Below are 23920 nucleotides of genomic sequence, written 5' to 3'. Positions count from 1 at the left end.
TCATTAGTTAAACGCTGTCTGGATATTACCTTCTTTTTGGTCTTTCAAAGCTTTCTGATACTCTGCTTCTTTCTCGGCAGGAGTAATAGGCTTGATGGTTTGTCCGTCTTTCAGGTTCTGTACACCTTCGATTACAATCTTGTCACCTGCTTTCAGACCGCTTGTCACGTAATAGTATTTGCCGTCATTCAGGCTGAATACTTTAATTTCCGTATTCTTCAGTGTGTTGTCACCCTGCAGGACGAATACGAACTTCTTGTCCTGTACCTCTGTCGTAGCCGACTGCGGTATCATGATAATATTTTCCATCGGGTTGGGGAATACTACATTGCCGGTGCTTCCGCTGCGCAGCACATTGTGCTTGTTGGGGAAGAGGGCACGCATTGTTACGGAACCGGTTGCCTGGTCTATCACGCCGCTGATGGTTTCCACGCGTCCGCTGTCGGCGTACATCGTTCCGTCGATAAGCTGTAATTGTACATCGGGCATCTTTTCCAGGATTTCTTTGGTGCTGCCGCCTTCACGAATCTGAGACAACAGTTGTCTTTCGGTCATGGAGAAGTAAGCGTACATCTCGGAAATATCGGCAACAGTAGTCAGAGGAGTGGCTGTAGAGGGGCTTACCAGGCTACCTACACGGTAGGGAACAGTACCTACAACACCATCGCTGGGGCTGGTCACACTGGTATAGGACAGATTGTTCTTAGCGTTTACCAGTTGGGCTTCCGCTTGTGCCAGTTGCGCTTTGGTCTGTGCCAACTGGTTTTCGGCCATTTGCAAGTCGTAGTCGCTGATGATGTTCTTTCTGTTCAGTTCACGCTTGTTGTTTACGGTGAGTTCCTGCGTGTTTACGGCAGCTTTTGCTGTTTCAACGGCAGCTTTGGCAGAGTTTACGGCAGCCTGATATTGTACGGGGTCAATGCTGAACAACACTTGGCCTTTGCGTACTACAGAACCTTCGTCCACGTGTAGTTTGGTGATGAATCCGCTTACCATCGGGCGGATTTCCACATCTTGTTTACCCTTGATGGTAGCAGGGTAGCTGTTTGTCAAGTTAGCAGTCGTAGTTTTCACCTCGATTACTGCAAATTCGGGTGCTGTGCCCGTGCTTTTGTCACCTTGTCCGCAACTGCTGAGCAGTGCCAGGCAACATACCAATAATACTAATCTACTCTTCATACTCTTTTTTATTCTCTGTATAATTTTTATATTCTTCTTTTGATAAGTGTTCTGTGTGTAATCCATGCTTCTCAACAAAGGTAGAAAAGAAAACTGAACACCCCTGTTCAGTTTTCGTCCGCAAAATTATTCTTTTCTTAGTATATAAGGTGAGTAATGCCTTCTTTTTTAACTATGTTTTATACATGGATAAAAACAAATGCTTGTTTTTACATTAAAATACTGTAAAGCATACTGCTAATTCTCGGAGAACCCTTATTTTTGCAGCATGTTAGACTGTAAACATCATAATAAGATGAAACCGCTTTTCCGCAGGTTGTTGGGGGCTGTCGCTATAGGGGCTGTACTCTATTCTTGCGCCAGTGTAGGCCGCATCGAGGGAGGACCTCTTGATGAGACCCCTCCGCGTTTTATTTCCAGTACCCCGGCGCCGGGTGGACTCCATAACGACAAGAATAAGATATCGATTGTGTTCGATGAATTCATCAAACTCGACAAGCCCAATGAGAAGATTGTAATATCTCCTCCCCAGGTGCAACAGCCCGAAATAAAGGCCAGCGGCAAGAAAGTTGTCATCACCTTGCAAGATACGTTGAAGGCTAACACCACTTATACGATAGACTTTGGCGATGCCATTCAGGACAATAACGAAGGCAATCCGCTGGAGAACTTCTCGTATTCTTTCTCTACGGGCGAAAGGCTCGACTCTATGGCGGTGGCCGGTACCCTGCTGAATGCTGCGAATCTGGAACCGGTAAAGGGGATGCTGGTAGGCCTGCATTCCAATCTGGCAGACTCGGCTTTTACGAAGCTTCCTTTTGAAAGAGTGGGGCGTACCGATAGTCGCGGGCAATTCTCCATCCGTGGAGTAGCTCCCGGTAAGTACCGCATCTACGGTTTGCAGGATGCCGACCAGAATTTTGCTTACTCCCAGCCGACGGAAATCATAGCTTTCGGCGATTCCATTATCATCCCTTCCATGGAAGAGCGTGTGCGCCAGGATACCACTTGGGTGGACTCGTTGACGGTAGATACCATCGTGGAACGGAAGTATACCTACTACCTGCCGGATGACGTGCTGCTGCGCAGCTTTAAGGAAAAATACTTCACGCAGCGTCTGGCAAAGAGCGAACGCCTCACTCCCCAGAAATTCTCCTTCTACTTTACGGCTCCGGCGGACACCCTACCACTGCTGAAAGGACTGAATTTTGACGAGAAGGATGCGTTTGTTGTAGAACAGACTACCGGACGTAACGATACGATTCATTATTGGATAAAAGACTCCCTGCTCTACAAACAGGATACTTTGAAGATGAGCCTCACTTATCTATATACGGATAGCCTGCAACAACTGGTACCCCGCACCGATACTTTGAACTTACTGGCTAAACTGACTTATGCCAAGCAGCAGAAGCAGATTCAGGAAGCAAAAGAAAAGGAACAGAAAGAGCGGGATAAGAAAAAGAAGAAGAAAGCCGATGAAGAAGGTACCGAAGCACCGGAACCCATTGAATTCCTCAAAGCAGACCAATACGTGCCCTCTGCAATGGATGTATACGATTACATCACTTTATCCTTTGAAGAGCCGGTGGCAAGTGTAGACACTGCTGCCTTCCATGTGAAGTTGAAAGTCGATTCGTTGTGGCAGGATATTCCGTTCGACCTTGTCCATGACTCGCTCGACATAAAACGATATAACGTGTTTGCCGAGTGGGAACCCGGAGAAAGCTACTCCTTTGAGGTGGATTCTGCTGCCATACATGGCTTGTATGGTTTGTTCACCGACAAGATAAAGAAGGAATTCAAGGCAAAGAAGCTGGATGAATACGGACAGATCTTCTTTAATGTAAGCGGCGCCGATTCGCTGGCATTCGTAGAGTTGCTGGACGGATCGGACAAAGTGCTGCGTACGGTGCCGGTAGTGGACGGCAAAGCCGATTTCTACTTTTTGAATCCGGGTAAGTACGGAGCACGATTGATTAATGATACAAACGGGAATGGCGTTTGGGATACGGGAGACTATGCCGAGAAACGCCAACCGGAAATGGTTTATTATTATCCGCAGGTTTTGGAGCTTAAAGCAAACTTTGAACTGACTCAGAATTGGGACGTTCATGCAAAGACCCTGGATAAGCAAAAACCGGACGAACTAAAAAAACAAAAACCAGATGAAGACAAGAAAAACAAGAACAAAAACAAGAATAACCGCAATAACAGCAGCGGCCGCAACAGCGGTCGGGGCTATAGTTATTAGGCAGAAGCGGTTGTTCGTTCTATTGGTAATGGGAGTAGTGATTGGTTTCGGAGCCTCCCAGTCTGTTCAAGCTCAATGTACGGCAAAGAATGAAGCATTCCAGTCGGGCGAGCACGTGATGTACGATTTATATTTCAACTGGAAGTTCATTTGGAAGAAAGTGGGGTTGGCAAGCCTCACGACGAATGCTACGACCTATCATTCCGAGCCTGCTTTCCGCTTTAACCTGCTCTGTGTGGGTAGTAAAAAGACCGATTTCTTCTTTAAGATGCGTGATACACTGACTTGCTATGTCAGTGACAAGCTGGAACCGCTTTATTTTCGTAAGGCAGCCGAAGAAGGCAGCCGCTATACGGTAGACGAGGCGTGGTTCTCGTATAACAACGGTACGGCGAATGTGAAGCAGAAGCGGACCTGGCTAGACCGTGACCCTCAGGAAATGGAGTATAGCGATGAGCGTTGCATCTTTGATATGCTGAGTATTTTGGCGCAAGCCCGTTCTTATGATGTGAATACCTTTAAAGAAGGTGATAAAATCCTTTTCCCTATGGCTACGGGCCGTAAGGTGGAGGAACAAACCCTTATTTATCGGGGTAAGCAGAATGTTACGGCAAACAATGATACGATTTACCGTTGCCTGGTCTTCTCTTTTGTAGAATATAAGAAAGGGAAAGAGAAAGAAGTCATCACTTTCTTTGTGTCTGATGACAAGAATCACCTCCCCATCCGCCTGGATATGTATCTGAACTTCGGCTCGGCGAAAGCTTTCTTTAAGAGTGTGAGGGGCAATCGCTATCCGATGACCTCTATTGTGGGGAAGAAATAAGAGTTCAGAGCTGGAACGGCAGTGCGTCTCCCTTCCTGAACACACTCGATTCAAAGGTAGCTATCAAATCCCCTTTTTGATTGGTGATATCAATCTGATAATAACCGGTGGTGCGGCCAATGTATCGTTCGCGGGCTTCGGCGTATAGTGTATCGCCCGGTCCGCTGCTGCGCAGGAAGGTGATATTGGAAGAGAGCGAGAAAGCCAGTGCCCCGTGTGAATTGGCGGCAGCGGCCAGTGCCAGGTCGGCAAGGGTGAAGAGCGCTCCGCCCTGTGTGCGGTGTCCGGCATTTAGGTGTTCTTCGGTGATTACCAGGCGGGCTTTGCTATATCCTTCCTTTATTTCCAACAGTTCTATGCCTGTACTTTCGGCAAAACGGTCATTCTTGAAAAACTCTTGTGGGGTCATACTTATTTAGTGGTTATTAGTGATTTGCTTGTGAAAAAACACGATTTCGGATGCAAAAGTAACGATTTTACCCATTAATTGGATTATTTGTGAGGGTCAATTCTGTAAACTTGCCCTACTTTTGCAACAGAGAAATCACAAAACTTTAATAAATAAATCCCTTATTATGAAAACAGTCCTCACTACATTGGGAATTTCCCTCCTTGTACTGGCTGGTTGCGCAGGGCAAAAGCAGGCCGAAAGCAACTTCATCCAAGAAAACATTGATAATGCCGTGGCTCAGGAAACAATCCAGACAGACATTATCGAACAATCCGGTAAGATTTTGAACCCGCGTACCATCAACAAAGACGGCAGCATTGTCTATGTACCGATCGATGACTGGTGTTCCGGTTTTTTCCCCGGTAATATCTGGTATACCTACGAGCTGACCGGTGACAAGAAGTGGCTGCCCCTGGCCGAGAAATATACCGAAGCGCTGGACTCTGTACAATACCTCACCTGGCACCATGACGTAGGCTTCATGATTGGCGCCAGCTACCTGAACGGCTACCGTTTTGCCAATAAAGAAGCGTATAAACCGGTCATCATACAGACTGCCAAGTCTCTGTCTACCCGTTTCCGTCCCGCTGCCGGAGTTCTCCAGTCATGGGATGCCGACAAGGGCTGGCAGGCCGAACGCGGTTGGAAATGCCCCGTTATCATTGATAATATGATGAACCTGGAACTGCTGTTCGAGGCTACCAGGCTGTCCGGCGACTCCACCTTTTATAATATAGCCCGGAAGCATGCCGATACTACGATGGCCAACCACTTCCGTGCCGATAACAGCTGCTATCATGTAGTGGACTATGATCCGGAAACCGGCGCCGTGCGCAAGAAACAGACAGCGCAGGGTTATGCCGACGAATCGGCTTGGGCACGCGGACAGGCATGGGCTCTCTACGGCTACACCATGTGCTACCGCTACACGCACGATGCCAAATATTTGGATCAGGCCGAGAAGGTCTACAACTTCATCTTCAACAATAAGAACCTTCCCGAGGATTTGGTTCCCTATTGGGACTACGATGCCCCCAACATCCCCAACGAACCTCGTGACGCTTCTGCCGCCGCATGTACCGCCTCCGCCCTTTACGAACTGAGCACTTACCTGCCGGACAAGGGATACAAGGAAACAGCCGACCGGATCATGCAAAGTCTTGGTTCTCCCGCTTACCGTGCAAAGGTAGGAACCAACGGAAACTTCATCCTGATGCACTCTGTAGGCAGTATTCCTCATGGTGCCGAAATCGATGTACCTTTGAACTATGCCGATTATTACTTCCTGGAAGGACTGATGCGTAAAAGAGATTTGGAGAAATGAAAGCTCAATTAAATATTTTGTTTGGTGGTTTAGGTCTGTTCGCCTTGCAGGGCTGCAAAGCCCCGCAGGACGGACAAGTCCTGCAACCGAATGTAATCTATGTCTTCCCCGACCAATACCGCAATCAGGCAATGGAGTTCTGGGGACAAGACGGTTTCCGTGAGAAGGTAAACTTCCGGAACGACCCGGTACACACTCCCCGTCTGAACGACTTTGCCCGCGAGTCGCTGGTGCTGACTTCGGCTATGAGTAACTGTCCGCTGAGCAGCCCCCACCGCGGTTCGCTGCTTACCGGAATGTATCCTAATAAGAGCGGTGTTCCTTTGAACTGCAATGCCGACCGCCCCATCAGCTCCCTGCGCGAGGATGCCGAGTGTGTAAGCGATGTATTCAGCAAAGCCGGATATGACTGTGCTTACTTTGGCAAACTGCATGCCGATTTTCCTACTCCCAATGACCCCGAACGCCCGGGCAAGTACGTGGAAGACCGCGTACCGGCATGGGATGCCTATACACCGAAAGAGCGGCGCCACGGATTCAACTACTGGTACTCTTACGGCACCTTCGACGAGCATAAGAATCCGCATTACTGGGATACAGACGGTCGCCGGCACGACCCGCACGAGTGGTCACCGCTGCACGAGTCGGGCATGGTTGTCTCTTACCTGAAGAACGAGGGAAATGTGCGCGATCCGAAGAAACCTTTCTTCGTCATGGTAGGTATGAACCCGCCCCACAGCCCGTACCGCTCCCTGGACGACTGTATGGAGCAGGATTTCAATCTCTATAAAAACCAGCCGCTGGATAGCCTGCTCATCCGTCCCAATGCCGACCCCAAGATGGCAAAGGCGGAGTCTGCCCGCTACTACTTTGCTTCGGTAACGGGTGTAGACCGTGCCTTCGGGCAGATTCTCGATGCACTGAAAGAACTCGGGCTGGATAAGAATACGATTGTCGTCTTTGCCTCCGACCACGGTGAAACCATGTGCAGCCAGCGTACGGACGACCCGAAGAACTCTCCGTATTCCGAGTCCATGAACGTTCCGTTTATTGTCCGCTTTCCGGATAAGATAAAGCCGCGGGTGGATGACCTGATGCTGTCTTCCCCCGATATTATGCCTACTTTGCTCGGCTTGGCAGGTTTGTCCCGGTCTATCCCGGTAGAGGTGCAGGGACGCAACTATGCGCCGCTTTTCCTCGATGAAAAGGCGGATATTGTACGCCCCACCGGTGCGCTCTACATTCAGAACCTGGATGGAGAGAAGGATGCGGACGGCAAGGTGCGGTCTTACTTCCCTTCTTCACGCGGATTCAAGACGGCTCATTATACGCTGGCGCTTTACATCGACCGCGAGAACCGCAAGTTGGTGAAGAGTCTGCTGTTCGATGACGTGAAAGACCCGTACCAGATGAATAACCTTTCTTTGGAAGAGAACCCGGAAGTGGTGAAAGAATTGTGTGCAGAGATGGGCAAGGTTCTGAAGGAAATAGACGATCCCTGGTATAAGGAAGGTATCTTGTCGGATATGATACCTTATGGAGAATAACAATAGGTAGTAGTTACTATATAATCTCTCGATTACTTCGTGTGGTTTTTCGGCAACCCGTTCCGGCTGATAGTGTGAACTATCTGCCGGGGCGGGTTGTTTCTATAATCCTTTGCCCTCTTTCGGGTGAGCGAGGGCTGAAAAACGATATGAACGATGAGGTACAGATTCTTAGCTTGTTTATTTCTCTTTCCGATGCTGCTTTGGGCACAGAACCGTCCGAAGGTAGCCGTTGTGCTGAGTGGTGGCGGTGCCAAGGGCACGGCGCACATCGGCGCCTTGAAGGTGATAGAGGAAGCGGGTATTCCCGTAGATTATGTAGTGGGCACCAGCATGGGCGCCATTGTAGGCGGACTGTATGCCATCGGTTATACACCGCAGCAACTGGACAGCATGGTGAATGCGCAGAACTGGAAGTTTCTGCTGTCCGATGCTCCCAATCCGAAGAACTTGTTGCTGGACGACCGGTTGAGGTCGGAACGATACGTACTTTCCATTCCTTTTTCCTTTAAATCAGCCACCGTTTCGGATGCGGGGATTATAAAGGGAACGAACCTGGCACGACTGTTCTCTGTCTTGACGGACGGTTATCAGGATTCCGTCAGTTTCAGCCGTCTGCCCATCCCGTTTGCTTGTGTGTCCGAGAATCTGGTGAATGGCAGTGAGGTGGTGTTTCATCAGGGGATATTGGCGACGGCAATGCGTTCCAGTATGTCGATTCCCGGAGTATTTGCTCCAATCGACTTGAATGGTATGGTATTGGTGGACGGCGGAATGGTGAACAACTATCCGGTGGATGTGGCGCTGGCGATGGGGGCCGACTTCGTGATAGGGGTAGATGTGCAAAGTCCCCTGCTGGATGCATCGGGATTGAAATCGGTGAAGGATATCTTCGGACAGATTATCAACCTGCAAGGAGAGAAGAAATATCAGGAGAATCTGCGCAAGACGGATGTACATATAAAAGTGGATGTTACCGGTTATTCGGCGGCGAGCTTTACAAAGGAAGCCATCGATACTTTGATTGTCCGCGGAGAACATGCTGCAAAGGCGGATTGGGATAAACTGCTTGCTTTGAAGAAGAAGCTGGGACTGAGTGCAGATTACCAGCCCCGCCGTCCCGGACCGTTCCCGATACCCGATGCTGTGGAAAGCGAGGCCATCGCTGTAGACCCGCAGATAGCCGCGCCTGCCGTACGGGAGAATAAGTTGAATGTAGGGCTGCGGTTCGATACGGAAGAACTGGCGGCATTGCAGGCAAATACGGACTTTTACCTGGGCAAACGGAAGGATTCGCAAATCAGCCTGACGGCACGTTTGGGGAAACGCACTTCGGCGCAGCTCGGTTATAACTACCAGTGGAGCAGGGGATGGCAGACGGGGCTTGCCTATCAGTTCGATTACAAGGATATCAATATCTATAATGAAGGCAAGCGGACACTCGATTTGACGTTTACCCATCAACTGGTCCGTGCGGGTGTGGCGAAGGACTGGAACCAGGTTCAGGTAAGTGCAGGCATTGATTTCGATTATTACCGCTATCATGATTTGCTTTCACTGGAGCCCTTGGATGCGGTGATGTTCAAGAATGGCGCTTTGTTCAGCTATTATGCAGGGCTGCTGTTCAATAGCCTGAACGGTAGGAGTGTGCCGACGAAAGGCATGTCGTGGGCGGTGACTTACAATCTTTATACCGATAACTTGCTCCGGTATAAGGATCATAATCCGGTTTCTGCCTTTTCTGCACATTGGCAGGGATGCTTCACGCCGACGAGGGACTTCACGATTATTCCTTCCATCGACGGACGTGTATTGGCAGGGGGCAAGGATGACTATACTTTTGCGGTGAGTAACTTGTTGGGTGGGAGCATTGCCGGGCGCTATATGCCACAGCAAATTCCGTTCGTAGGAATTAACCGTGCCGAGTTGGCTTCGGGTACGCTGATAGTCACCGGCTTGCAACTTCGGCAGCGGATATTGAAGAATCAGTATATCTTAGTGACAGGGAATTACGGACGAAGCTCCGGAAAACTGCATGAGCTTTTTGAAGCATCGCAGTCGTCTGATTTGGTAGGTACAGGGGTAGGCTATATGTACAATAGCTTCCTGGGACCGTTGGAAGTACAGCTGAATTGGTCCAATCAGACGAAGAAGCTGGGCTGGTATGCAGGGTTCGGCTTTGTATTCTAAGCAATTTTAATCAAAGAAGGATGTGCCAAAACTTTAATGAGCATATCATTAAAGTTTTAGCACATCCTCCTGCGTATATAGAGCTTCCCGGGCTTTTACTTATTCAGTTTCCACTCGCATCCTTCCTTACCATCCTTAATCTCGAAACCGAGTGCGGTAAGTTCATTGCGAATCTTGTCCGATGTAGCCCAGTCTTTATTGGCTTTTGCCTTCATGCGCTCTTCCAGCAACATATCCACCACTTTGCCGAATGCCGCTTCGCGCTCTTCATTGGAGGCATTGTCTTCCTTCAATCCCAAGATGTCGAAGCTGAAGAGGTGGAACGTTTCTTTCAGCTCCTTCAGGTCATCGGCAGTGATGGTGTCGTTTCCGGCGATGATATTATTAATCATCCTTGCGCCGTCAAAGAGATGTGCAATGACTATCGGAGAATTCAAGTCATCGTTCATCGCCTCGTAGCACTTGGCACGCAGCGGCTTCACATCGACCGTAGAGGTAGCGGCAGGCGTAATCTTTTCCAGTCCGTGGATGGCATCCATCAGTCGTGCCAGTCCCTTTTCGGCAGCTTGCAGGGCTTCGTTGCTGAAGTCCACCGTGCTGCGATAGTGCGCTTGCAGGATGAAGAAGCGAATGGTCATAGGGCTGTAAGCCTGCGTCAGTGCCTTGTTGGAGCCGGTGAAGAACTCTTCCAGGGTGATGAAGTTGCCCAGACTCTTGCCCATCTTCTGTCCGTTGATGGTAATCATGTTGTTGTGCATCCAGTAGTGCACCATGTCGCTGCCTTGCGAGGCTACGGATTGTGCAATCTCGCATTCGTGGTGCGGGAAGATGAGGTCCATGCCACCACCGTGAATGTCGAAGTGCTCGCCCAGGTATTTCTTCCCCATCGCGGTACATTCGGCATGCCAGCCGGGGAAACCGTCGCTCCACGGAGAGGGCCAGCGCATGATATGTTCGGGCTGGGCGCATTTCCACAAGGCGAAGTCGGCGGGATTGTGCTTCTCGCTCTGTCCGTCCAGTTCGCGGGTGGTGTTCAGTACGTCGTCCAGGTTGCGGCCGGAGAGCTTGCCGTAGTGATGGTCTTTATTGTATTTCTCTACGTCGAAGTACACGGAGCCTTCGCTTTCGTAGGCATATCCGTTCTTCAGAATCTCTTTGACAAGTTCTATCTGCTCTATGATATGTCCGCTGGCGTGCGGCTCGATACTGGGGGAGAGGACGTTCAGCGCTTCCATTGCCTTGTGGTAGCGGTTGATGTAGTATTGCGCCACTTCCATAGGCTCCAATTGTTCCAGACGTGCTTTCTTGGCAATCTTATCTTCGCCTTCGTCGGCATCGTGCTCCAAGTGGCCTACGTCGGTGATATTGCGTACGTAACGTACCTTGTAGCCCAGTTGGGTAAGGTAGCGGAAAAGTAAATCAAAAGTAATGGCAGGACGTGCATGCCCCAGGTGCGGGTCGCCGTAAACAGTCGGTCCGCAAACGTACATGCCTACATGCGGAGCGTGCAGAGGCACGAATAGCTCTTTTCTCCTATCTAAGGTGTTGTAAATCGTCAATTGATGTTCCATAACGTTTGAATATTAATTCTTTTAAGAGCACAAAGGTATAATAAATATATGAAGATATGCCTCTTGGTAAGGATTTTTAAAGCTAATACTACCAGGCAGAGAGAGATAATCCTGCAAAACCTGGTTTTAGGGTAAAGGTTAATTTCAGGAGTTTATAGAGAGTAAATTGTATTTATTGCTATTTTTGCGCAAATATTCTATGCCTGATAGAAGTAAACCGCACTATAACGATACTATCTATATGAAGAACACTGCTACATCTCTTTTTCATCGATACTACCTCTTTGTCCTGATTGTTTTTGCAATTGGTTTTGCTGCATGTGCAGACCGTCAGTCTCCTGTATCATTATATAAGAAGCAGTTGGCTACACTCGATAGCCTCATTGACCTGCGTCCCCAGTTTCAGGAGAAAAAAGAGCAAGATATCAAGAATACCAAAAAAATATTAGGCAGGCTTCCGGCACTGTCTCCAAAAAGATATGACCTGAATAAAGATATACAGCAATTGTATCGGGGCTATATATGCGATTCACTGATATACTACATCTATGAAAACATCAAGCTCTCCAAACAACTGAAGGACCCTTATAAGACGATGGAGTCAGAGATATCGCTGGCCATTTATCTTGCTAAATCGGGTATGTATCTGGAAGCGCTGGTACTTATGGATTCTATCAAGAGGACAGAGGTCAGCGAAGAACTGCTTGATACGTATTACCGGGCTTATAACCTTATCTATCGTCAAAAGGCTTATATCTCCAAAGACAAAATCCTTGCGGAACAAATGTTTGCTCCGTTGGCAAAGGTATATCAGGATTCTCTGCTTGCGGTGGTGGATAGTGGTTCTACCATCTGTTATGAGGTTTATATACAGAAGTATATGGATGAAAAGAGATATGTCGAGGCCTTGGAATTGTCGGAGAATCGGTTGGCATTACTCGTGCCCGGAGACAGGGAGTGTGCTGCTGTCTGGTATAATATTGGGGATGCAAAGAATAGTATGGGGGATAAAGAGGGCTTCTTTGAGGCTATGTTGAACTCTGCCGTGGAAGATATGCGGCAGTGTATTAAGGATCATGCTTCTTTGCATCGCATAGCCCGTACTTTGTACGATTGGGACGAAGTGTCGCGGGCGGCAAGTTATATACAGATATGTATGGAAGATGTTTATTTTTATAATGCCAATCTGCGTAGTTTGCAAATTGCCAAGACACTCCCGGTGGTAACCCAGGCTTATGAAAAGAAAAATCAGAGTTATATCACTAGCCTTCGTACACGGGTAGTGGTTATCTTCTTGTTGTTCTTCTTCTGCGTAGGCATATTGGTTATTGTAGTGGTACAGAAGAATAAACTCTCGCGCATGCATCGTAAACTACAGGAATCTAATGACAGTTTGAATGCTTTGAGCCGGAAACTGGCGGACGTTAATGTGCATTTGAATGATATAAATAATGAGCTGGTAGAGAACAACTATATCAAAGAGAATTATGTGGCACATTTCATTCGATTGAACTCTGAGTATATAGACAAGAACCAGAAGTTTAAACTGGAAATTAATAAAGCCCTTCGGAAAGGGAAAGTCGAGGAAGCACTCCGAATGACTTTATGCACCAGCGCGGATAATGAAGATTTAGAGGAATTCTATGCCAACTTTGATGAGGCCTTCCTCTCCATATTCCCCCATTTCATCGAAGAATACAATAAACTGATGGCAGAAGAAAACAAAATACTATTGACTGACAAGCAAAGGGAACGTAAAACGTTGACTTCCGAGTTGCGTGTATTTGCGTTGATACGTTTAGGGTTCAGTGACAGTGCTACAATTGCCCGTATGCTTCGTTATTCCATTAATACGATTTATAATATACGCTCCAAAGCTAAGAACAAGTCTGTGGTTTCCAAGGAATCTTTTGAGTCACTGATTATGAAAATCGGTACGCTGTCTACCGAATAAATCAGCTTTATTTCTTCTTATCCTTTTCCTCTTTATCTCATTTTTCCCTAAATGAGATGGGTGGTAATCAATTGTATATTAAGTTATTGACTTCTTAGATGACTTCATTAATCTTCATTTCGACTTAACCGCTAAAATCCGCCTGCTTTTTCCTCCTATTTTTGCCTCATCCAAAAACTATTTAGTATGAAAAGCATGAGGAATTATCTTAATTGGGTATGGGGAAGTGCATTGGGAGCTATCGGAGTTTCTTGTACGGCATCCACTCTTCCCAAAAGTGAAAAGCCTAACTTCGTCTTTATTTATATGGACGATATGGGCTATTCGGACGTCAGTTGTTATGGAGAGACCAGATGGACGACTCCGAACATCGATGCCTTGGCAGAACAAGGCATCAAGTTTACGGACTGCTATGCAGCTTCGCCAATTTCAAGCCCTTCCCGCGCGGGTTTCCTGACCGGACGCTATCCGGCGCGTATGGGGATTCAGGGCGTATTCTATCCGGACAGCTATACCGGCATGGCGCCGGATGAGGTTACAATGGCGGAAGTCCTTAAAACGCAAGGCTATGCAACGGCTTGTATCGGAAAGTGGCACTTGGGAAACCGTGAAAAGTTTTTGCCGTTGCAGCAAGGCTTCGACGAATATTTCGGTATTCCGTATAGCAATGATATGAGTGCCCAGGTCTATCTGCGGGGCAATGAAGTGGAAGAGTTTCATATAGACATCAACAATGTGACCAAGAAATATACGGAGGAAGCCATCGACTATATCCGCAGAAAAGCTGACCAGCCTTTCTTCCTTTTCCTGGCTCATAGCATGATGCATGTACCTATTTATGTTTCCGAAGAATTTGCAGGAAAGTCCGGTGCCGGTATTTACGGTGATGCGGTGTTGGAAGTGGACTGGAGCGTAGGGAGAATCATGGAGACTCTTCGTGAATTGGGACTTGATGATAATACATTGGTTGTGTTTACAAGTGATAATGGTCCATGGTTGCAGGAGGGGCCGTTGGGTGGCAGGGCTTTACCGCTGCGCGAGGGCAAGACCACAGCCTATGAAGGTGGGGTACGTGTACCTTGTATAGCCTACTGGAAAGGACAAATAAAGCCGATGGTAAATACGGATGTCATGAGTCTGCTGGACTGGCTTCCGACGGTAACCAATCTAAGCGGAGCCTCTTTGCCGGAAGTGCGACTGGACGGATATGACATCACAAATGTATTGAAGGGAAGTGGCAAGCGCGCAAGCGAAGATTATGCCTACTTCCGCAATAACCGCGACATAACCGATTACCGTTCCGGTGACTGGAAAATCTCTCTACCTGCTCCCGGCATTAAAGGCAACTTCTGGAGAACTTCCACTGCAGCCCATGATACATTACTTTTCAATCTTCGGGAAGATGTAGGCGAACAATACAACGTATACCACAAATATCCGGAGAAGGCCAAAGAAATGTTGCAGAAGCTGCAGGACTATATGCAGAACTTCGGAGAGATACCGCCTCCGTTGGTAATGACCGGCAATGATGCCTCGAAATACTTGCGCCAGCAGCGTCAGGATGCCAGGGAGAAGGCAAAAGCAGCAGGTGTAAGGGATAAAAGTATGGAAACGGATGGATTTATAGACGTACAATAAACAGTTGAACTTAAATTGATACACATGAAAAAAGAAAATTTATGGATGCTGGCGCTGCTTATGCTGGCACAACTATTTGCTCTTGAAGCCTACGGGCAACAAAGAACAATCAAAGGGCAGGTGTTTGATAATGTGACGGGAGAGACAATGATCGGAGTGTCCGTACAAGTGAAAGGTACGACAACCGGAGGCATCACCGATATGGATGGTAACTTCCAGGTGAATGTCTCTTCGGCCGATGCAACTCTTGTTTTCAGTTATATCGGTTATCAGACGGAAGAAGTAAAAGTAGGACAGCAGACTAACCTGATTATCCGCATGAAAGAAGATGGGGAGTTGCTGGACGAAATTGTGGTTATCGGCTATGGTACACAGAAGCGTAAGGATGTGACAACGGCAATTTCCAGCGTATCGACAAAGGATCTTGACGAACGTCCTATTGTATCGGCTGCACAGGCATTGCAGGGAAAGGCAGCCGGAGTATATGTGATGCAACCCAGCGGTACGCCGGGTGCCGAAATGTCTATCCGCGTGCGTGGTACTACTTCCTTCAATGGCAGTAACGATCCGCTGTATGTTGTGGATGGAGTAGCAGTGGATAATATCAATTTCCTTTCTCCCAATGACATTGCCAGTATGCAGATATTGAAGGATGCTTCTTCGGCAGCCATTTACGGCTCCCGGGCGGCGAATGGTGTGATTATGATTACTACCAAAGCAGGAGAGACGGGGAAGGCGAAGGTTGCACTGAACGCGCAGATTGGCATCAATTCGGTATCTAATAAGATAGAATCCCTGAATGCTGTGCAATACAAGGAGTTGCAGGAAGAGGTAGGAGCAATCCTCAATCCGGGTACTACCGATCTTACCGACTGGCATGATGAGGTCTATCAAACCGGACTTACCCAGAACTATCAAGTATCTGTATCGAATGGAAATGAAAAGTTCAAGTATTATTTGTCTGCAGGATATCTGGATGAGCAAGGCGTGTTGAAGGCAGCTTTCTTCCGCAGGTATAACTTTCGTGCCAATCTGGAAAATAAGGTAAGGGACTGGCTGAAAGTGGGTGCCAATATCTCTTATTCGGATAATGCCAAGAACGGTATTACTACCGGAATGGGTTCTAACCGTGGTGGCGTGGTGCTGGCTGTTATCAATCTTCCGACCAGTGTACCGGTATGGAACGATGAAAACAATTATTATAACCGCAATTTCTATGGCATGAACCTGGTGAATCCTGTGGAGGCTATGGAGAACGGTAAAGATAATAAAGCCCAGGAAACCCGTTTGATTGCTTCGGGAAATGCAACTGTTACCTTCCTGCCGGAGTTATCCTTAAAGAGTTCTTTTACGTTGGACCGTAGGAACTATATCAAGACCACTTTTACTCCGCCTGTACATATCGAGGGCATTGACGAATGGGGTAGTGCTTCGGATAACCGGAATATGAATACGGTGATTGTTTTTGATAATGTGCTTACTTATCACAAGATTTTCAATAAGCATAATGTGGAAGGCATGGCAGGTACTTCATGGACTACCTCCAATTATAAGAATAGTTGGATTAATGGTTCGCATTTCAGGAACTCCGATATCATAACACTGAACGTAGCTAATAAAATAGCCTGGAATAATACGGGTACCGGTGCTTCAGAATGGGGAATCATGTCCTACTTCGGGCGTTTGTCCTATAACTTTGACGGGAAATACATGGTGACTGCCAATGTACGTAGAGACGGATCATCCAAGTTACACCCGGACCATCGTTGGGGCACATTCCCTTCCGTATCAGCGGCATGGCGCATGTCTTCCGAGAAGTTTATGAGCGGTTTGGAATGGCTGGACGATCTGAAAGTACGCGCCAGTTGGGGGCAAACCGGTAATCAGTCGGGAGTAGGCGATTATGCATATTTGCAGAAATATAACATCACCCGTCAGGAGTGGTTCAAAGAAGGTAATGACAATGCTCTGCCTACCATTACGCAAGCCAATCTGCGTACTTCCGATTTGACTTGGGAAACCACTTCCCAAACAGATATCGGCCTGGATATAACTTTGTTCAACAGCCGTGTCAATGTTACCATGGATTATTATTACAAGCGGACTACCGATATGTTGATGTATGTTTCTTTACCTGCCGGTGCCGCTGCTGCCAACAATATTGTGCGTAACGAGGGAGAAATGACCAATAAAGGTTTTGAATTCTCTGTCAGTACACAGAATTTTAGAGGCGCCTTTACCTGGAACACGGACTTCAATATATCCTTCAACAGAAACCGCCTTGAAAAGCTGGAATTACAGAAGATATACTCGGGAGCACAACTCAGCAGTGATATCCTGAAAGAATATGTGGTACGCAATGAACCGGGACGCCCCTTGGGAGGCTTCTATGGCTATATCAGTGACGGAGTTGACCCTCAAACCGGAGAGTTGATGTATCGGGACTTGAATGACGACGGTATTATCTCTGCCTTGGACCGCACGTATATCGGTGATCCTAATCCGGATTTTACGTATGGTATGACGAATACCTTCTCCTGGAAGAACTTCAATCTGAGTTTCTTTATTCAGGGTTCTCAAGGGAATGATGTGTATAATGCTTCGCGTATTGAGACAGAGGCCATGTTTGACGGTAAGAATCAATCTACACGGGTACTGAAGAGGTGGAGAGAGCCGGGACAGATTACGGATGTTCCGAAAGCAGGATTTGCGATCAAGAACTCTTCTTATTTTGTAGAAGATGGCAGTTATCTGCGGCTCAAGAATTTGACTTTCTCCTATAACTTCACCGGAAAATTATTGAAACGTTGGGGAGTTACGCGTTTACAACCTTATTTCACGGCAAATAACCTGCTGACAATTACCGGTTACAAAGGTATGGACCCTGAAGTGAACGAATGGGGTAATGACGGTGGGGTACAAGGTATTGACTGGGGATCTTATCCTCACAGCAAGTCGTTTGTATTTGGTATTAATATTGAATTTTAAATGAAACGGACTATGAAACATATATCTATTCTCAGATTATTGGTAAGCAGCCTGATCCTTACTGCTGCCTCGTGCTCACTGGATTACGATCCGGTTGATATGTACTCGGATGTAACGGAAGGAGTACAGAAGGAAGAAGATAAAGGAGTTGTCTTTAAAGATAAAGCAGCGGTGGAGGCCCACTTGCAGACCCTTTATGACCAGATGCGTGATCGCCAGGAACACTGGTATCAAGATATGTTCCTGATTGGAGACACACATGCTGACAATGCATACGCCGGAACACGGTCGGGTGCTCCGCAATATTTTGAAAGTAATACGATTCCAAGTACAATTCCCCCTTTGCAACGTGGATGGAACCGCTTTATGGAGGATATTGCACGGGCAAACAAACTGATATGCAACATTGATGCGGTGCCGGATGCCTCATTAACCGTACAGGAACGTGAGTCTTATAAAGCTCAGGCCAAAATTTTCAGAGCCATGATTTATTTTGATATGGTGCGTAATTGGGGCAGAGTGCCGGTGGTAACTACCGAGGCCGGGGATATTACTTCAGAAACGGTAGAAGAGGTATATCCGGCTTATTTCCCTTCGCAGAACACAGAGGAGGAAGTATATCTTCAGATAGAGAAAGACCTGCTGGAAGCTCTTACGGCTGCCCCGGATAATAATCCGGTAGATAAGACGCGTTTCAGCAAATCTGTAGCCCGTACTTTATTGGCCAAGGTGTATGCGGAAGAGCCTCTTCGTGATTATGCGAAGGTCATTAAATATTGCGACGAGGTGGAGGCTGACGGTTTCCGCTTGGTAGATGATTTTAATGACTTGTTTGGTGTGAAACTTCAGGATGATACCTTGCCTCCGGGCTTGAATAATCCGGCAATAGATGCCAAATGCAGAAATACAATTGAATCTATTTTAGAAGCGCAATACTTTTCCGGAAGCGGGACTTGGTTGCCTAATATTTTAGGACGCTTCCTGGACGATTGGGAAAAACAGTTTACGTATGCCAAATGGATAACACCGTCCAGAGACTTGCTGGCGGCTTTCGAAGAGGCAGGGGATAAGAAACGTCTGAATGAAACGGTGGTTTATTATCAAAGTCAGTGGGATAATCACTACCCGAGAGAACATTATCCGTTTATGTATAAGATCCGTTCTTCTTATTCCACGGTCATCAAATATCGTTATGCGGATGTGTTGCTGTTGAAGGCTGAGGCTCTGTTGTTGGGTAGTGGCAATGTGAGTGAAGCGGTAGGTATTATTAATCAGGTAAGGCATCGTGCCGGACTGGCTGAATTGTCTCCTTCTGCTTCTTCTGGCAAGGAAGCAGCCTTTGAAGCCTTGATGAAAGAGCGCAGGCTTGAACTGGCGTTGGAAGGACAACGTTGGTATGACCTTGTACGTTGGGGAAAGGTGGAAGAGGTGATGAATTCACTTCCAAACCGTGATGCAGGGCGTGCACCGTTGGGTAATCTGTTCAATAAGAACTATTATAAGTTGCCTATATCCCAATCTGTACTGGACCAGAATCCTAACTTGGAACAAAATCCGGGGTATTAATAGTAGAGCAAAGAAGCTTCTTCGGCCCGCCCGGCTGGTATATGGAGTATGGCGTGAAAGTATATAGAGGCATAGTCCCAATACGGGGGAAGTACTTTCCCTATACGATGGAAGTACACTCCCTATACGATGGAACTACCCTCCCTATACGACGGAACTAAGGTCCCACTATGAAAGAAAATGGTGGGACCTTGATGTGCTTGATAGTAAGTGTATTATACGCGTTTTTTACGGAGGGATGTGTTACATCTCCCAGTTATACTCTTCAGTATAGTAGTCGAATACCGGCGCCGTGGAGACACCGCTTTTTGTAAACAGCCGGGCAATGACAGCTTGCTCTGCCGGCGAGAGGGGGCGTTCTTGGTGTAAGATGCGGTAGTAAGTTGTCTTGGGATAGAGGTCGTGCATTTCTCTTTTCAGTAGCAGCGCCTGTTTGTAGGGGATTTCGTCGAAAAGTGCATTTATCCCCCAGGCATAACGGAATTTCTCGGTACTGCGGAAGTAGGGACAGCGGTTGGCGTCTTTGGGATAAAGGGCCGGATTTACGGTCATGACAGCCGGCACCTCTTTGGGAACATGTAGCGCGACTACTCTGCGCAGGCAGTTTTCACCGCGTGGACAAGCCTGGTTAAGGCAGTGGATGTAATGGAAGGGTACTGAGCTGTAATTAAAATGATTGTCCATAGTAGTTCTGTTTTTATTGTTTTAAGCGGTGCAAATGTAGTGAATTAATTTTTCCTTTGTTACTTTTGCATCCATGAAGTCAGATAAACGTGTAATATTAGGTATGAGCGGCGGTACGGACAGTTCTGTTGCTGCCATGAAGTTGCAAGAAGCGGGTTATGAGGTGGTCGGCGTGACCTTTCGTTTCTACGAGGCAGAAGGGCAGACACAATACTTGGAAGACGCACGTGCACTGGCTGCGAGACTTGGAATAGAACACATTACTTACGATGCACGGCAAGTGTTCCGCTCGCGTATCATCCGCTATTTTCTCGATGAATATCTGATGGGGCATACTCCCGTTCCCTGCACCCTCTGCAACAACGAACTGAAGTGGACGCTCCTGGCTAAAATTGCCGATGAAAAGGGCATTTATTGGATCTCTACCGGGCACTATGTACGCAAGGCCTTAATAGATGACAAGTTCTACATAGCCCCTGCTGCCGATAGAGATAAAGACCAGACTTTCTTCCTTTGGGGCTTGAAGCAGGACATCTTGCAACGTATGCTTCTGCCGATGGGGGAACTCACCAAGAACGAAGCCCGTGCTTATGCCGCCGCCCGTGGCTTTGAGCGCGTGGCAACGAAGAAAGACAGTATCGGCGTATGCTTCTGCCCGTTGGATTACCGTTCCTTCCTGCGGCAGGAGGTGGGTGCCCAAAAACTGCCCGGCAGAGGGAAATTCATCGATGAAAACGGGGATTTCCTGGGTTGGCACGAGGGTTATCCTTTCTATACCATCGGTCAGCGCAGAGGCTTGGGCATCCAACTGAATAAAGCTGTCTTCGTCAAGGAAATCTCTGTCGAAAGAAACGAGGTGGTTCTTGCGCCACTCTCTTCATTGTATAAACAGGAGATGTGGTTGAAGGAATGGAACCTGATTGAGACCAGACGCGTGCTGGGTGCGGCGGAAGTGATTGTGAAGATACGCTATCGCAAGCAGGCAAACCGTTGCAAGGTGAGCCTCACGGTGGAGGGGCTGCTGCACGTTCGTCTGATAGAGCCTTTGGAGGCTATTGCACCGGGCCAGGCGGCGGCTTTCTACGATGAAGGCGGGCTGTTGCTGGGTGGCGGCATTATTATTTGATTACAACATCCGTTTTATTCTATCTCGAACAAAAAGAACGTAAATCTTGTTAATCTTACGAGACGTCTTTTTATGAGAAACTTTTAAAACGAACTGTAATATGAAACGGATATATATTGTAATGTTATTTGCCGCTATGGCAACCATGACCTATGCCCAGACGGATGATAAAGGATATAAAGAGGGAGCTTGGGTACTGAAAGGAGTAACCGGCCTCAATATGTCACAGACTGCTATGTCGAACTGGTCGGCGGGAGGTGAGAACTCCATTGCCGGAAATGCTTATATGAACGCATCGCTGACGCATAAAAAGGGGAACTGGCTTTGGGTGAGTAATGTGGTACTGGACTATGGTTTGTCCAAAACCAAGTCTCAGGGAGTGAGAAAAAGCAGTGATAAAATCGGGCTTTCCACCCAATTGGGCTATTCTACCAACAATGTCTGGTTTTATACGCTTATGGGCGATTTGAATACACAATTTGCCAAGGGGTACGACTATCCCGATAAGGAACACGAGATTTCCAATTTCTTTGCTCCTGCCTATTCGAATATCGCCTTAGGTATGGAATGGCGTCCTAAGAGCAATTACTCTTTGCTGCTTTCGCCTGCCTCTACTAAAATGACTTTTGTATGCGATGACTATCTCTCCGATTTGGGGGCGTTTGGAGTAGATCCGGGCGACCACTTCAAGATAGAAGCCGGTGCTTTTGTGAAAGCCCGCGCGGAAATGCCGCTGATGGAAAATGTAAATCTGATTACTACGGCTGATTTTTTTACTCCTTATAACAAGGATTTTGGAAATGTAGACGTAAATTGGGATGTACTTATCAGCATGAAGATTAATAAAGTATTATCGGCTACTATAAATACAACTCTGAAGTATGACAACGATGTGAAAACATTTGATGACAACGGGGTAAAGAAGGGAGCGAAGGTGCAGTTTAAAGAAGTTCTGGGCATTGGGTTGGCGTATAACTTCTGATTGCTTGCAACTATTATAAAACGAAAAGAGACTGTGTAAAGGTTTGTCGCCTTCTTGCACAGTCTCTTTCTTTTGTATCTGTTCGTAGGAAATCCTTATTTGTTGAGTCTCAGCATCTCTTCAATGTATTTTCTTGTATTGCTGAGGCGTGGCACCTTGTGTTGTCCGCCCAACTTTCCTTTGCTATCCAGCCAATCGTGGAATAAGTCTTTGCGAGCAGTGATAACCTCTAACGGTTGCAACGCCAGATTGTTTTGCCGCTTCGCTTCGTAGTCGGAATTCACTTCTTTCAGGGTATCGTCCAGTATCTTGGCAAAGCGTTCCAGGCTGTCCGGCATCTGGGCAAACTCTATCAGCCATTGGTGGCGGCACTTGGCACGTGCATCCATAAAGACGGGAGCGGCAGAATAGTCTACAATCTGTGCACCGGTCTCGGCACATGCTTTGGCCAGTCCTTTTTCAGCATTATCCACAATCAGCTCTTCGCCGAAAGCATTGATGTAGTGCTTGGTACGTCCTGTGATAACAAACTTGTAGGGATTCTTGCTGGTGAACTTCACCGTATCTCCAATCATGTATCGCCACAAGCCGGCGGAGGTGGAGATTATCATTGCATAATTCTTATTCAGTTCTACCTCTTCGAGGCAGTAGGTGCGGGGATTCTCTTTCTCGATATCTTCCAGCGGGATGAATTCGTAGAAGATACCGTAGTCAATCATCAGCAACATAGACGGATCGTTCGGGTCGTTCTGCGTGCCGAAGTAACCCTCGGAGGCATTGTAAGTTTCTACATAGTGCATGTTGCTGCTACGGATCACTTCCTTATATTGTTCGCGATAGGGCGTGAAGGCTACACCGCCGTGGAAGAACACTTCCAGGTTGGGCCATACTTCATCCAGGGTTTGCTTGCCTGTCTTTTCGAGTATATGCTTGATGAGTACGAGCATCCACGAAGGTACGCCTGAAAGGCTGCTGACGTTACTGTGGATCGTTTCGCGGGCAATGGCTTCCATCTTCGGCTCGAAGTGTTCCATCAGAGCAGTCTGTTTGCTCGGTACACGGGCGAAGTTTACCAGTGGGTTTATGTTTTCTATCAGGATGGCGGAAAGGTCGCCTACAAGGCTGTGGTTGGTGTTAAGGTTGGGGGCGTGGCTGCCTCCAAGGATAAGCCCCTTGCCGGAGAAGAAACGGCTTTCTGGATTCTGTGCCAGGTAGACGGCAACAGCGTCCCGGCCTCCTTTGTAATGCGTGTCGTGCAGGGACTCCTTACTCACCGGGAGGAACTTACTCTTATCGTTGGTAGTGCCCGACGACTTGGCAAACCAGCGTATTTCCGAAGGCCAGAGTAAATTCTGCTCGCCGGCCCGAAGACGGGTCACGTAGGGCTTGATTTCTTCGTAAGTTTGTATAGGTAGGCGTTTTTTGAAATCTTCGTAAGTACGGATAGAGGCATAATCGTGTTTCTTCCCCCATTCTGTGCCTGCCGCCATGCGGAGAAGACGCTGCAATACACGCTGCTGCAATTCACCGGCATGGCTGGTGTATTGTTCGATTTCTTTCAGACGGGGGGTAAAGTATACCTTATTCAGAAACTTTGTTATATTCATCGTTCTTGTTGAAATCTAATTTAAAGCGCAAAA

General features: G+C 47.5%; 16 protein-coding genes. 11 read left to right on the top strand and 5 right to left on the bottom strand.

Going from position 1 to position 23920, the window contains the following annotated elements:
* Positions 1–3 precede the first annotated feature (3 nt).
* On the bottom strand, positions 4–1179 hold the full coding sequence (locus tag AAE250_RS08720; RefSeq protein ID WP_294596429.1) for an efflux RND transporter periplasmic adaptor subunit: 1176 nt from the start codon (positions 1177–1179) through the stop codon (positions 4–6).
* Positions 1180–1474: 295 nt separating this feature from the next.
* Here AAE250_RS08720 and AAE250_RS08715 point away from each other — a divergent pair, with 295 nt between their 5' ends.
* Both AAE250_RS08715 and AAE250_RS08710 read left to right on the top strand, forming a co-directional pair.
* Positions 1475–3433 carry an Ig-like domain-containing domain gene (locus AAE250_RS08715; protein ID WP_294596426.1) on the top strand — a complete coding sequence of 653 codons (1959 nt, stop codon included), beginning with the start codon at positions 1475–1477 and terminating at the stop codon, positions 3431–3433.
* Positions 3434–3461: 28 nt separating this feature from the next.
* Positions 3462–4259 carry a DUF3108 domain-containing protein gene (locus tag AAE250_RS08710; RefSeq protein WP_446715742.1) on the top strand — a complete coding sequence of 266 codons (798 nt, stop codon included), beginning with the start codon at positions 3462–3464 and terminating at the stop codon, positions 4257–4259.
* Positions 4260–4263: 4 nt separating this feature from the next.
* On the opposite strand, the gene AAE250_RS08705 is transcribed toward AAE250_RS08710, so the two are convergent.
* Complete coding sequence (locus tag AAE250_RS08705; RefSeq protein WP_294596420.1) at positions 4264–4668, bottom strand: PaaI family thioesterase; 405 nt, start codon at positions 4666–4668, stop codon at positions 4264–4266.
* 166 nt (positions 4669–4834) lie between these two features.
* Between AAE250_RS08705 and AAE250_RS08700 the strand changes: the two genes are divergently transcribed.
* From AAE250_RS08700 to AAE250_RS08690, 3 genes are all read left to right on the top strand, one after another.
* Positions 4835–6034 (top strand): glycoside hydrolase family 88 protein, encoded by a 1200-nt coding sequence (locus AAE250_RS08700; protein ID WP_294596418.1) that lies wholly within the window; start codon positions 4835–4837, stop codon positions 6032–6034.
* A complete protein-coding gene (locus AAE250_RS08695) occupies positions 6031–7581 on the top strand; it encodes a sulfatase family protein (RefSeq protein WP_294596416.1) in 1551 nt (516 codons plus the stop codon). The genes AAE250_RS08700 and AAE250_RS08695 overlap by 4 nt, the downstream gene beginning before the upstream one ends.
* Positions 7582–7737: 156 nt before the next feature.
* A complete protein-coding gene (locus AAE250_RS08690; RefSeq protein WP_294596414.1) occupies positions 7738–9771 on the top strand; it encodes a patatin-like phospholipase family protein in 2034 nt (677 codons plus the stop codon).
* A 95-nt stretch (positions 9772–9866) separates the two neighbouring features.
* On the opposite strand, the gene cysS is transcribed toward AAE250_RS08690, so the two are convergent.
* Entirely contained in the window at positions 9867–11342 is a 1476-nt protein-coding gene (cysS, locus tag AAE250_RS08685) for a cysteine--tRNA ligase (RefSeq protein ID WP_294596411.1), read from the bottom strand.
* Positions 11343–11583: 241 nt separating this feature from the next.
* On the opposite strand from cysS, the gene AAE250_RS08680 reads away from it, so the two are divergent.
* The 4 genes from AAE250_RS08680 (at position 11584) to AAE250_RS08665 (ending at position 19488) form a co-directional block, all read left to right on the top strand.
* Positions 11584–13296, top strand: a complete 1713-nt coding sequence (locus AAE250_RS08680) for a DUF6377 domain-containing protein (protein ID WP_294596408.1) — start codon at positions 11584–11586, stop codon at positions 13294–13296.
* A gap of 186 nt (positions 13297–13482) precedes the next feature.
* Positions 13483–14934, top strand: a complete 1452-nt coding sequence (locus tag AAE250_RS08675) for a sulfatase family protein (RefSeq protein ID WP_342288865.1) — start codon at positions 13483–13485, stop codon at positions 14932–14934.
* Between the two features lie 24 nt (positions 14935–14958).
* A complete protein-coding gene (locus AAE250_RS08670; protein ID WP_446715741.1) occupies positions 14959–17922 on the top strand; it encodes a SusC/RagA family TonB-linked outer membrane protein in 2964 nt (987 codons plus the stop codon).
* 12 nt (positions 17923–17934) lie between these two features.
* Positions 17935–19488, top strand: a complete 1554-nt coding sequence (locus tag AAE250_RS08665; protein WP_446715740.1) for a RagB/SusD family nutrient uptake outer membrane protein — start codon at positions 17935–17937, stop codon at positions 19486–19488.
* A 243-nt stretch (positions 19489–19731) separates the two neighbouring features.
* Here AAE250_RS08665 and AAE250_RS08660 read toward each other — a convergent pair whose 3' ends face one another.
* A complete protein-coding gene (locus AAE250_RS08660; protein ID WP_294596400.1) occupies positions 19732–20172 on the bottom strand; it encodes a DUF6078 family protein in 441 nt (146 codons plus the stop codon).
* Between the two features lie 73 nt (positions 20173–20245).
* Here AAE250_RS08660 and mnmA point away from each other — a divergent pair, with 73 nt between their 5' ends.
* Together mnmA and AAE250_RS08650 are read left to right on the top strand one after the other, a co-directional pair.
* On the top strand, positions 20246–21298 hold the full coding sequence (gene mnmA / locus AAE250_RS08655; protein WP_294596397.1) for a tRNA 2-thiouridine(34) synthase MnmA: 1053 nt from the start codon (positions 20246–20248) through the stop codon (positions 21296–21298).
* A 100-nt stretch (positions 21299–21398) separates the two neighbouring features.
* Positions 21399–22280 carry a DUF3078 domain-containing protein gene (locus AAE250_RS08650; RefSeq protein WP_294596394.1) on the top strand — a complete coding sequence of 294 codons (882 nt, stop codon included), beginning with the start codon at positions 21399–21401 and terminating at the stop codon, positions 22278–22280.
* 95 nt (positions 22281–22375) lie between these two features.
* Here AAE250_RS08650 and AAE250_RS08645 read toward each other — a convergent pair whose 3' ends face one another.
* Complete coding sequence (locus AAE250_RS08645; RefSeq protein WP_294596391.1) at positions 22376–23887, bottom strand: GH3 auxin-responsive promoter family protein; 1512 nt, start codon at positions 23885–23887, stop codon at positions 22376–22378.
* Positions 23888–23920: the final 33 nt, after the last annotated feature.

This window comes from Bacteroides sp. GD17 (genome assembly GCF_038448625.1).
Classification (GTDB): domain Bacteria; phylum Bacteroidota; class Bacteroidia; order Bacteroidales; family Bacteroidaceae; genus Bacteroides.
Note: the sequence above shows the minus strand (reverse complement) of the source record. Positions and strands in the feature narration are given on the sequence as shown.

Coding starts and splice junctions, on each gene's coding strand:
- cysS (WP_294596411.1), bottom strand. CDS start 11,342: ATGGAACATCAATTGACGATTTACAACACCTTAGATAGGAGAAAAGAG.
- AAE250_RS08720 (WP_294596429.1), bottom strand. CDS start 1,179: ATGAAGAGTAGATTAGTATTATTGGTATGTTGCCTGGCACTGCTCAGC.
- AAE250_RS08665 (WP_446715740.1), top strand. CDS start 17,935: ATGAAACATATATCTATTCTCAGATTATTGGTAAGCAGCCTGATCCTT.
- AAE250_RS08660 (WP_294596400.1), bottom strand. CDS start 20,172: ATGGACAATCATTTTAATTACAGCTCAGTACCCTTCCATTACATCCAC.
- AAE250_RS08670 (WP_446715741.1), top strand. CDS start 14,959: ATGAAAAAAGAAAATTTATGGATGCTGGCGCTGCTTATGCTGGCACAA.
- mnmA (WP_294596397.1), top strand. CDS start 20,246: ATGAAGTCAGATAAACGTGTAATATTAGGTATGAGCGGCGGTACGGAC.
- AAE250_RS08690 (WP_294596414.1), top strand. CDS start 7,738: ATGAGGTACAGATTCTTAGCTTGTTTATTTCTCTTTCCGATGCTGCTT.
- AAE250_RS08675 (WP_342288865.1), top strand. CDS start 13,483: ATGAAAAGCATGAGGAATTATCTTAATTGGGTATGGGGAAGTGCATTG.
- AAE250_RS08645 (WP_294596391.1), bottom strand. CDS start 23,887: ATGAATATAACAAAGTTTCTGAATAAGGTATACTTTACCCCCCGTCTG.
- AAE250_RS08700 (WP_294596418.1), top strand. CDS start 4,835: ATGAAAACAGTCCTCACTACATTGGGAATTTCCCTCCTTGTACTGGCT.
- AAE250_RS08715 (WP_294596426.1), top strand. CDS start 1,475: ATGAAACCGCTTTTCCGCAGGTTGTTGGGGGCTGTCGCTATAGGGGCT.
- AAE250_RS08695 (WP_294596416.1), top strand. CDS start 6,031: ATGAAAGCTCAATTAAATATTTTGTTTGGTGGTTTAGGTCTGTTCGCC.
- AAE250_RS08680 (WP_294596408.1), top strand. CDS start 11,584: ATGAAGAACACTGCTACATCTCTTTTTCATCGATACTACCTCTTTGTC.
- AAE250_RS08705 (WP_294596420.1), bottom strand. CDS start 4,668: ATGACCCCACAAGAGTTTTTCAAGAATGACCGTTTTGCCGAAAGTACA.
- AAE250_RS08650 (WP_294596394.1), top strand. CDS start 21,399: ATGAAACGGATATATATTGTAATGTTATTTGCCGCTATGGCAACCATG.
- AAE250_RS08710 (WP_446715742.1), top strand. CDS start 3,462: ATGGGAGTAGTGATTGGTTTCGGAGCCTCCCAGTCTGTTCAAGCTCAA.